We start from the raw sequence: 11,773 nt of genomic DNA on the forward strand, positions 1-11,773 counted from the left end.
AGATAAAAAAGAACTTGCTGAACATGTAATGCTTGTTGATCTTGCAAGAAATGATATAGGACGTATAAGTGAAATTGGATCAGTTGAAGTAAAAGATTTTATGAAGATTGAAAAATTTTCACATGTAATGCATATAACAAGTACTGTTACAGGAAAAACACTTCCAGATATTGATGGATTTGAAGCATTAAGTACTTGTCTTCCTGCGGGAACATTATCAGGAGCTCCTAAAATAAGAGCTATGGAAATTATAGAAGAACTTGAAGAATATAGACGTGATGTATATGGAGGCTCTGTAGGATATTTTTCTTATGGAGGAGATACAGATATGGCAATTGCAATAAGAACAATAGTAATGAAGGGCAATACTGCATATCTTCAAGCTGGTGCAGGTGTTGTTTATGACTCTGTCCCTGAAAAAGAATTTGAGGAAGTTCAAAACAAGTTAATGGCATTAAAGGAGGCTTTAAGATGATACTTTTAATAGATAACTACGATTCATTCACATATAACTTATATCAATATATAGGAGAATTTGCAGAAGTTAAGGTAATAAGAAATGATGCACTTACAATTGATGATATAAAAAAACTGAATCCAAATGGAATTGTAATTTCACCAGGACCGGGAACTCCTGATGATGCAGGAATTTCAATAGATGTAATACAAAAACTGGGAGATAAATATCCGATTCTTGGAATATGCCTTGGACATCAAAGTATTGCACAGGCCTATGGCGGAAAAGTAGTACGAGCTGATGAAATTTATCATGGAAAAACTTCAAAAATTTCTGTAAAAGGAAAGAAAATATTTGAAGGTATTCCACGAAAAATCGAAGTTATGAGATATCATTCACTTGTAGTTGAAAACAAATCTCTTCCAGAATGCCTTGAGGTTATTGGCTCAACTGTAGAAGATAATGTAATAATGGCAATAAAACATAAAGAATATGATGTTTATGGACTTCAATTTCATCCAGAATCAATTTATACACCAAAAGGAAAACATATCATAAGTAATTTTGTTATTAATATATGTCATGAAGAAATATAATCATTAAAATATATAAAATTAAATATAAAAATATATATTGGCAATTGAAAAAGGGGGATATAAAAAATGTTAATAGTAGAAGCAATAAAAAAATTAGCATCAAGAGAAGTATTAAGTGAAAATGATGTAAGAGATGTTATTAATCAGATAATGAGAGGAGAAGCTACATCATGTCAAATTGGTGGATTTCTTATGGGACTTAGAGTAAATGGAGAAACACCTGAACAAATTTTAGGAGCAGTAAAAGCCCTTCGTGATAATTTTACTCCAGTTGAAATAAAAAATCCTAAAAATCTTATAGACACATGTGGAACTGGAGGAGATGGAGGAAAAACATTCAATATATCAACAGCAGTTGCAATAGTTGCAGCTAGTGGCGGCGCTAAAGTGGCAAAACATGGTAATAGAGCTGTTTCAAGCAAAAGTGGAAGTGCAGATGTACTTACTGAATTAAATATAAAAACTGATTATACTAAAGAAGAAAGTGCTAAAATCATACAGGAAAAAGGAATGGCTTTTCTTTTTGCACCACAATATAATGGAGCAATGAAAAATGTAGCTAAAGAGAGAAAAGAACTTGGAACAAGAACTATTTTCAATATGATAGGGCCACTTTCAAATCCAGCACCTCTTACTGGACAACTTATGGGAATATATGATGCTTCACTTCTTGAAAGTGCAGGAAAAGTTTTGAAAAATTTAGGATTAAACAGGGCCTTGATTGTATGTGGTGATGATGGACTTGATGAAATAACAACAACAACTACTACAAATGTATGTGAATTAAATGAAGGACAATTAAAAACATATAAATTAAATCCAAAGGATTTTGGAATTTCATTAGCTTCTCCAGAAGATATTCAAGGTGGAACTCCCAAAGAAAATGCACAAATAATAAAAGATGTATTAAAGGGTAAAAAAGGACCTCAGAGAGATATTGTAGTATTAAACAGTGGCGCAGCACTTTATGCTGCTGAAATAGTTGATTCATTAAAAGAGGGAATAGAAAAAGCAGCTGAATTAATAGATAGTAAAAAAGCATATGAAAAATATGAAGAACTTATAATGTAATAATTGAATAGCATTTATAGCAAATAGACTTTAAATCATTGTAAAATTAAAAAACTGGAGGAGTATATATGATTTTAGATGAGATTGTTGCCAAAAAGAAAGCAAGAGTTGAACAAAGAAAAAATGAAATACCAATAAGTGAAGTAAAAAATCATGCACTTGATATAGTGAATTCTGAAAATGAACAACACAAAGAAAATTATATAAATCCATTTAAAGATGCACTTTTAAAAGAAGGTCTTTCTGTCATTGGAGAATTTAAAAAAGCTTCTCCATCAAAAGGAATAATATCAGAAGATTTTAAGATAATGGATATTTTATCTTATTATACATGCATGGGAGTAAGAGCATTTTCAATACTTACAGAAGAAGATTATTTTAAAGGCAGTGATGAATATTTAAAAAAGATAAGAAAGGCATCTATGACTCCAATATTAAGAAAAGATTTTGTTATAGATTTCTATCAAATTTATGAAGCCAAAGTATTAGGAGCTGATGGAATACTTCTTATTGCAGCTGTTCTAGGTAAAAAACTTGGAGAATTTTATGAAGAAGCAAAAAAATTTAATCTCCAACCTTTAGTAGAAGTTCATAATAAAGAGGAATTGGATCTCGCTTTAAAATATGATTGTGATGTTATAGGTATAAATAACAGAGATTTAAAAACTTTTAATGTTTCTCTTGAAACAACTGCTGAACTTAAAAATTATGTGCCTGAAGATAAAATACTTGTATCTGAGAGTGGAATAATGAGTATTGATGACCTTAAATTTATTAAAAATTATGGTGTAAATGGAGTGCTTATTGGGGAATTCTTTATGCGAAATATTGATAATAATGAATTTAAAAATGAAGTAAAGAAAATAATTAATTAGAGGTATTTTTAATGATTAAAATTAAAATCTGTGGAATAACATGTGAAAAGGAAATTGAATATTTAAATATTTTAAAACCTGATTACATAGGGTTTGTATTTGCAAAAAGCAAACGTCAGATAAGCAAAATGAAAGCCAAAAATCTTATAGAAAAATTAGATGATGAAATTAAATGTGTAGGAGTATTTAAAGATAATTCAATTGATGAAATAACTGATGTTTTAAAATCTGTAAAACTGGACATCATACAGCTTCATGGAAATGAAGATTTTGAATTTGTAAATAAACTCAGAAAATGTACTTATTCAACTCCCGAAATATGGAAGGCTCTTTCAATCAGTAATGAAACTCTTTTAACTGATTATATTTCATGTTATTTAGGAATTAATAAAAGTACTCTAATTGATAATATTTTAATTGATGGTTCAAATCCTGGAAGTGGAAAAACATATTCTCTTTTACCATTAAAGAAACTGCTTAAAAATTACAATAGTAAATTTAACTTCATATTAGCAGGAGGTATAACTCCTGAAAATGTACTTGAAAAAATTGAAGAAATAACCCCATGGGGAGTTGATGTATCTTCTGGGGTTGAGGAAATGAATGATAATAATATAAGAATGAAATCATTTGAAAAAATGAAAAAATTAATTCAAAATATTAGAGAAATACAGGTCTAAGCTATTAATCATAATGTACTGTTTAAAAGAAAAGTTAATAACAGAAGATTTTTCTAAATTATAAAAATATATTTCAAATAAATATTTTTAAGGAAAAATATGATATAATTTCAATATATTTTAAGTCTTTTGGTTTAAAATATATTATATATAATAACTTAAATATAAGGAGAAAAAAATGAGTTGTAGATTTAACGATTATGGTGGGCAATATGTTCCAGAAAACATATTAAAAGCATTAAATGAATTGGAAGCAGCATATGAAGAGGCAAAGAATGATAAAGCTTTCTGGGATGAATATATGTATTATTTGAATTATTATACAGGAAGACCAAGTCCTTTATATTTTGCAGAAAACATGACTAAAGATTTAGGTGGAGCAAAGATTTATTTAAAAAGAGAAGATTTAAACCACACAGGTGCACATAAAATCAATAATGCTATAGGACAAGTTCTTTTAGCAAAAAGAATGGGCAAAAAGAAAATAATAGCAGAAACAGGTGCAGGCCAGCACGGTGTTGCAACAGCTACAGTTGCAGCTAAGTTTGGAATGGAATGTAAAGTCTTCATGGGTGAAGAAGATATGAAAAGACAAGCCTTAAATGTGAAAAAAATGGAGCTTTTAGGTGCAGAAGTAGTACCTGCTATGAGTGGAACAAGAACATTAAATGATGCTGTCAATGAAGCACTTAATTACTGGGCAGACAACTGTAGTGAAACATTTTATCTTTTAGGTTCAGCAGTAGGACCTCACCCATATCCAACAATAGTAAGAGATTTTCAAAGAATAATAGGTGATGAAGCAAAAAAACAGATATTAGAATTAGAAGGACGTCTTCCAGACTATATATTAGCTGCTGTAGGTGGTGGAAGCAATGCAATAGGAATTTTTTATCCATTTGTTGAAGATAAAGATGTAAAACTTATTGGAGTTGAAGCAGCTGGAAAAGGCGTTGATACTGAACTTACTGCTGCTACAATAACAAAAGGAGAAACTGGAATTATCCATGGAATGAATACATATGTGCTTCATGATAAAGATGGAAATATAGCCGAAGCATATTCAATTTCTGCTGGTCTTGATTATCCTGGAGTAGGTCCTGAACATGCATTTTTAGCAGATACAAAAAGAGCCGAATATAAAGCAATAACTGATGATGAAGCTGTTGATGCCTTTTTATATCTTACAAAATTAGAAGGAATAGTTCCTGCAATAGAATCATCACATGCACTTGCACAAGCAAGAAAACTTGCTCCAAACCTTGATAAAGATAAAATTATTATCGTAAATTTATCTGGAAGAGGAGATAAGGATATGGATGCTATTTTAGAATATCTTAAAAAGAATAAATAAATTAATATTACATTGCAGTAATTTATATTATAAAATTGAAAGAAAATAGCAAGGAAAATATAAAGAAATTTCAGAAAAATTTTGCAGACTTAAGAGAAAAATTTGATTTTTATGTTTTCAGATTTGAAATTTTAGAGTATAATAGGCATTGAAAAGAAGAATTGGTTATGTAAACTTAAAACCAATAAATTTTTCTTATTACGTTATAGTTAATATAATAATATACAAGTATACGGAGGTCGTACAATGTTAGTATCAGCTAAAGAAATGCTTAATAAAGCTAGAGAAGGAAAATATGCTGTTGGTCAATTCAACATCAACAACTTAGAATGGACTAAGGCTATTTTATTAACAGCTCAAGAAAATAATTCACCAGTTATCTTAGGTGTATCTGAAGGTGCTGGAAAATACATGTGTGGTTACAAAACAATCGTTGGAATGGTTAACGGAATGTTAGAAGAATTAGATATAACAGTTCCAGTAGCTCTTCACTTAGATCACGGCAGCTATGAAGGATGCTATAAAGCAATGGCAGCTGGATTCTCTTCAGTTATGTTTGATGGTTCTCACTATCCAATAGATGAAAATATAGAAAAAACTAAAGAATTAGTTAAAGTTACAAAAGGAAAAGGATTATCTTTAGAAGCTGAAGTTGGTTCAATCGGTGGAGAAGAAGATGGAGTTATAGGTAGAGGAGAAGTTGCAGATCCTAAGGAATGTAAACAAATTGCAGATTTAGGAGTAACTATGCTTGCTGCTGGTATTGGAAACATCCATGGTAAATATCCTGCAAACTGGGAAGGACTTGATTTCAATGCTTTAGAAGAAATTAAAGCAGCTTGTGGAAATATGCCATTAGTATTACATGGTGGTACTGGTATTCCAGAAGACATGATTAAGAAAGCTATATCATTAGGAGTTTCTAAGATTAACGTTAATACTGAATGTCAATTATACTTCCAAGAAGCTACAAGAAAATACATTGAAGCTGGAAAAGACTTAGAAGGTAAGGGATTTGACCCAAGAAAATTATTAGCTCCTGGTACTGAAGCTATTAAGACTATTGTTAAAGAAAAGATGGAATTATTCGGTTCTATAAACAGAGCTTAATATTATTTAATAAAAAGGTTTCTCAATATTTTGAGAAACCTTTTTTACTATCATGAATGAACTTATATCATCACAAAACAGATTTATATGTATATAATGTAAATAGATAAGGAGTGAGGCTTATAGAAAAGAACAATGATAAATTTTATTATACTGAAGATGATTTAAATGAAGAAGAAAATCAAGAAAATTCTAACTGGGATTATATTAATGAAACCTTAAGAGATTTACAGGATCTTCAAATATTATACAGTCAAAGTCAAGCTCAGATTATAGTTGCTATAGGCTATCTTCTTGAATATACCGCTTCATATCAGGCAATTGAAATAATTCTAAATCGTATTTCCAAAAGAAATTATGATAAAAATGCAGGAACTTATATAAATGAGGAAGAAAAACTAAAAAAAGAGGAAAAGCTTTGGGAAAATGCTGGCATTAATGCAGATAAAACAGCACTTGCCGCTGCAATATTTGAATTATATGGTCAAATAATTATTACAAGCATTGATTATATTAAACTACAAAGATTTCCACAAAATGTGGATAATAGAGATTTCACATTGACAAAAACAGCAAACAATGAAATTTTTTATGGTTCAGTATTAGAATTAGTTGCATATATATTAAATTATAAAGGAGCTAGCATATTATATAATATAAGTAATGAAAATGTTACAGATGACTAATTCTATATTTTTAATTATTTCTAAAAGTATTAATACTGAAAAATAGAATTAGTCACAATAAAAAAAGTAATTGATACTATATAAAACTGTAAACGTTTATGATATAATGAAATAAAAGGAATAATAAGGGAGCTGAAAATTATGAATAGCAAATTAAAAGGAATAATTACCAAAAAATTATACAATCGTTTTGAAAATAAAAATGAAAAAACTGATGAAGAACTAATAAATACATTAGATGCAGAACGCTATTCAGAAAATTCATCTCAATTTGAGAATTCAGGAGATGACGACTTAACATATGATAATAAAAGTAAGAATATTTCCACAAACAATAATGGAATACGTGTTGAAAATGGAAAAATCATTGTAGAAAATAATGATGATGATTTTAATAAGAATTTCATTATAGAATCATGTATAGGAATAAATTTATACATAAATGGAGAGCTTTGCAGAAAAAATACAAAATATAACGTAACACAATTTGATAATATAACATTTGAAAGTGATAAAATACAAGGAACAAGAAATATTACAATAACTATGTCTGAAGATTTTATGGAAGCATATCTTGATTTATCATATACTCCAGAATATGTCTATAGATTAAAAGATAGGGAACCATCAGAAAATTTAAAATTAAAAGCTGTTAGGGAAAAATTAGAATTTCCCAATAAATATAATGAATCTGAAATAACAGATGAATTGAAAAAATCAGGAATTAAATTTGGAATAATTAAAGAAAATATATTAAAAGCAATTAGAGGTAATGGATGTGATAAACTTATAATTGCAAGGGGTAAAAAGCCTATTGATGATAAACCTGAAGATGTAAAGATATTTTTTGAACTTGGTAATAAGTCTCAATTTAATACTGATTCAATGGACAGAATTGATTATAAGAATGCTTATTCAATAAGCAATATAAATGCAAATCAAATTCTTGCAGAGATAACTCCTGAAGAACAAGGTGAAGATGGTAGAAATATAAAGAATGAAATTATAAAGAGAAAAACACAAAAAAGCAGACCTATAAAAGCAGGTGACGGATGCAAAATAGAAAACAATAAAGTCATTGCAACACGTAGTGGAAGACCTTCTTCTAAAAATGGAGTTTTTAATGTAAGCAATGTTTACAACATTCAAAATGTAGACATGAAATCAGGAAATATAAACTTTGTAGGTGATGTTGAAATAAGTGGTACTGTAGGTTATGGTATGAATGTAAAGGCTGGAAATTCTATAATAATAAGAAAAGACGTTGACAATGCACAAGTAATGGCAGGTGGAGAAATACGTATAGATGGAAATATAATAAATTCTCAAATACGCACAGGCCAAGTGGATATAGAAAGAAAGGAGTATCTTGATATACTCATTTCTTACAAAGAGCAAATGAATAAACTTATAGAAGAAGTTATAAAACTAGATGAATCTTCCAGCAGCAAAAAAAGAGTTTGTGATATTACCCGACTATTAATTGAAAACAGACATAAAATTATTCCAAAATTATCATTAAATATAATAAGCAGATCAATAAAAATGCATGATGAAGAAGATAATGAACTTATTGATTTTTTAAGAAATAAAATAATGGGACTTAATATATGTAATATAAAAGGAATAAAAGATTTAGAGCATCTTCAAGATCTGATTCAAGAAGAAATAGATTATTATAATGAAGACATGATAATACAAAGTGATATCTATGTAGGATATCTTCAGGATTCTCTTGTTAAATCAACAGGAAGTATATTCGTAACAGGAAAAGGTGAATATGTAACAAATTTAATTGCTTTTAAAGATATAGAATTCCTTCAAAGCAATGCAGTTGCAAGGGGAGGTTTAATATCTGCTAAGGGGAATATTAAACTTGGAACTGTTGGAAGTTCTGCAGGAGTATCCACTAGAGTAGAAGTAAAAAAGCATGGAATTATAACTGCTCAGATAGCATATGCTAATACTATTTTTGCATTTGATAAGAGATCTAAAACTTTAGATGAAGACTCAAGAAATGTTAAAGTGTATATGGACAAGTCTGGAGAAATAATAATTGAAAAATTAAAATTGTAATACAATTTTTACAACTTCTAAAAATATTATAAACATAATATTCTTTAAAAAATTAATTATTAAGATAAATTTAAGTAAAATAATATAAATACTAAACATATTTATACGAAAATAATATTATAAATTTATGAAATTAAAAATAAAAAGGAAGTGATATTTATGAATAAAATTACAAAATTTGTAATTGGTTCATGTACATTTAGTGCATTATCAATTACTTCAGTATATGCAGCTGCAACTCCATCTTCATCATATGTGTTTCCATTAGCACCTTCGCCAAATAACGCTTATCAGACAGCAATAACTGCACCATCTGGTTCACCTACTTTAACTGCTATTCCAAATTACATTAGTGACAGTTGCTATTCACCAATGACTACTGACTATAGTCAGGTAAGTTATGATATAAAACTTGGAACTATATACAGAACCTCTTCACAAAGAGATGATATATTGGACTGTGTAAAAAACTTTAATCTTTCTAATATTGGAATAAATAGAACAATATCTGAAGTACTTGGTGCATTAACTCCAAACTTTGATGGAACAAATTCAGCATGTGGCTGGTTTAAAGATTCTCAGAATGCAAATGGTGTAATATGTTCATGTGGAAATTACAAAGTGTATTTTGATTGTTATGCTACATCTGAAGGAATGGATATATATGCTTCTGTAAGTAATGTAAATCAAGGAATTATAACATATTCTGAAAGTGATTTAATAAATTTCTTCAAAAACTTGGATGTTCAAATAACTAATATTGAAAATTCAAAGAAAGAAACTGAAAATGATAAAAATTCAACAACAAGTAATATATATTATAATAACTCTATAGTGGTAAATGGAAACAATTCAGGAACTATAATATATAACAAATAATTTAATATAACTATATGCAAAAAATTCAATTATCTTAGGTTAATTGAATTTTTTGCAATAATAGAGTTTTAAAATGAAATTATTCAATATTAAATGCACTTCTTATTTGAATGTGCATTTTTTTATGCTTTTAATACAAAATTAAATGATTATTTGGGATTAACTCATAAGTATGCTAAAATAATAATTAGACATTTAAATTAAAGGAGCCGAAAATCAATGAATATTATCACATTAGAAAATATAAGCAAAACCTACAGTGAAAAAGTTTTACTTAAAAATGTTTCTTTAGGAATAAATGAAGGAGATAAAATAGGCCTTATAGGAATAAACGGTGCAGGAAAATCTACTTTTCTGAAAATTGCTGGTGGAAAAGAAGAATTCTTTGATGGAACAATTGTAAAAGGAAAAAATGTAAGAATTGAATTTCTTGATCAAGATCCTGATTTTCATGATGATGTAACTGTCATAGAACAAGTATTTAAAGGAAATACTAAAGAGATGCAGACTCTTATGAAATATGAAGATCTTCTTAATAAAATAGAATCGTGCAAAGATAGCGAATTTGAAAGTCTTAATAATAAGCTTATAAAACTTCAAGAAGAGATAGATGCTTTAAATTTATGGGATATGGAAAGTGAAGCTAAAACAATTCTTACAAAACTTGGAATAAACAATTTCAATGAAAAAGTAGGAAATTTATCAGGAGGTCAGAAAAAAAGAATTGCACTTGCATGTGCTCTTATAACTCCATGCGACCTTCTTATTTTAGATGAACCTACAAACCATCTTGATTCAGATTCTATAGAATGGCTTGAAGATTTTCTTAATAGCAGAAAAGGAGCTCTTTTAATGATAACTCATGATAGATATTTTCTTGACAGAGTTACAAATAGAATAATAGAACTTGACAGAGGAAGCCTTTATTCATATCCTGGAAACTACACATCATTTCTTGAAAAAAAGATGGAGAGACTTGAAACAGAAGCAGTTCAGGAGGAAAAAAGAAAAGCTCTTATCCGAAATGAACTTAAATGGGTAAAACGTGGTGCCAAAGCAAGAACTACAAAACAAAAAGCCAGACTTCAAAGATTTGATGAACTTGTAAATACTGAAACTATAAAAAGACAGGAAGATATAGAAGTTTCATTTGCAGGATCAAGACTTGGTAAAAAAATAGTTGAACTTTATGATATAAATAAATCATTTGAAAATAAAACAATAATAAAAAACTTCAGCTACATATTTTTAAGAGATGACAGAATCGGTATTGTAGGACATAATGGTGCTGGAAAAACAACCCTTGTAAATATATTAAGAGGAAAAATCAAAGCAGACAGTGGAACTATTGAAATAGGCGACACAGTGAAAATAGGATGCTTTGCTCAAGACAATACTAGCATGGATCCTAAAATGAGAGTTATAGATTATGTAAAAGAAGGTGGGGAATATATTCCTGTAGAAGATGGAACAAAATTAACAGCATCTACAATGTGTGAGAGATTTTTATTTGATGGAAATATGCAATATACTCCTATTGAAAAATTATCTGGAGGAGAAAGAAGAAGACTTCACCTTTTAAGAGTACTTATGGAATCACCAAATTTTTTAATATTAGATGAGCCTACAAATGATTTAGATATTGAAACATTAAAAATATTAGAAGATTTTCTTGATAAATTTCTTGGAGTTGTTGTTGTAGTATCTCATGATAGATACTTTTTGGATAGAATATGCAGTAAAATTTTTTCATATGAAGGAAATGGTAATATAAAGACTTATAATGGAAATTACAGTGACTTCTTAATTTCGAAAGAAATTGAAAATATTTCTGAAAAAGAATCTATCTTTGATGAAAAGGAAAAATCAAAACCTAAAGGTGTAAAAGAAAAAACTAAAGAAAACAAGCCAAAATTTACCTTTAAAGAACAGAAAGAATTTGAGACTATTGATGATGACATTGCAAAACTTGAAGAAAAACTTCAAAAC

The 11,773-nt window shown here is 28.6% G+C and carries 11 protein-coding genes; all 11 read left to right on the plus strand.

Features of this window, described 5'->3' with window-relative positions; all coding sequences use genetic code 11:
- Positions 1 to 475, plus strand: a 475-nt coding sequence (locus tag Q0F58_RS13795) for an anthranilate synthase component I family protein (protein WP_294377606.1), incomplete at its 5' end; no start/stop codon positions are given.
- Positions 472 to 1,053: an aminodeoxychorismate/anthranilate synthase component II gene (locus Q0F58_RS13800; RefSeq protein WP_294377609.1), complete on the plus strand. Its 582-nt coding sequence runs from the start codon at positions 472 to 474 to the stop codon at positions 1,051 to 1,053. The genes Q0F58_RS13795 and Q0F58_RS13800, both read left to right, overlap by 4 nt.
- Before the next feature lie 66 nt (positions 1,054 to 1,119).
- A complete protein-coding gene (gene trpD, locus Q0F58_RS13805) occupies positions 1,120 to 2,124 on the plus strand; it encodes an anthranilate phosphoribosyltransferase (protein WP_294377612.1) in 1,005 nt (334 codons plus the stop codon).
- A gap of 68 nt (positions 2,125 to 2,192) precedes the next feature.
- Complete coding sequence (gene trpC / locus Q0F58_RS13810) at positions 2,193 to 2,999, plus strand: indole-3-glycerol phosphate synthase TrpC (protein ID WP_294377614.1); 807 nt, start codon at positions 2,193 to 2,195, stop codon at positions 2,997 to 2,999.
- 11 nt (positions 3,000 to 3,010) lie between these two features.
- Positions 3,011 to 3,679 (plus strand): phosphoribosylanthranilate isomerase, encoded by a 669-nt coding sequence (locus tag Q0F58_RS13815; RefSeq protein ID WP_294377616.1) that lies wholly within the window; start codon positions 3,011 to 3,013, stop codon positions 3,677 to 3,679.
- A 178-nt stretch (positions 3,680 to 3,857) separates the two neighbouring features.
- Entirely contained in the window at positions 3,858 to 5,033 is a 1,176-nt protein-coding gene (gene trpB / locus Q0F58_RS13820) for a tryptophan synthase subunit beta (RefSeq protein WP_294377617.1), read from the plus strand.
- A 246-nt stretch (positions 5,034 to 5,279) separates the two neighbouring features.
- Entirely contained in the window at positions 5,280 to 6,143 is an 864-nt protein-coding gene (fba, locus tag Q0F58_RS13825) for a class II fructose-1,6-bisphosphate aldolase (protein ID WP_294377619.1), read from the plus strand.
- A 113-nt stretch (positions 6,144 to 6,256) separates the two neighbouring features.
- Positions 6,257 to 6,829 (plus strand): hypothetical protein, encoded by a 573-nt coding sequence (locus Q0F58_RS13830; RefSeq protein ID WP_294377622.1) that lies wholly within the window; start codon positions 6,257 to 6,259, stop codon positions 6,827 to 6,829.
- A 141-nt stretch (positions 6,830 to 6,970) separates the two neighbouring features.
- Positions 6,971 to 8,905 (plus strand): DUF342 domain-containing protein, encoded by a 1,935-nt coding sequence (locus Q0F58_RS13835; RefSeq protein ID WP_294377625.1) that lies wholly within the window; start codon positions 6,971 to 6,973, stop codon positions 8,903 to 8,905.
- Between the two features lie 159 nt (positions 8,906 to 9,064).
- Entirely contained in the window at positions 9,065 to 9,784 is a 720-nt protein-coding gene (locus Q0F58_RS13840) for a hypothetical protein (RefSeq protein ID WP_294377628.1), read from the plus strand.
- A gap of 219 nt (positions 9,785 to 10,003) precedes the next feature.
- A partial coding sequence (locus Q0F58_RS13845) for an ABC-F family ATP-binding cassette domain-containing protein (protein ID WP_294377631.1) occupies positions 10,004 to 11,773 on the plus strand: 1,770 nt, incomplete at its 3' end.

The organism is uncultured Clostridium sp. (genome assembly GCF_934754915.1).
GTDB lineage: Bacteria > Bacillota > Clostridia > Clostridiales > Clostridiaceae > Clostridium.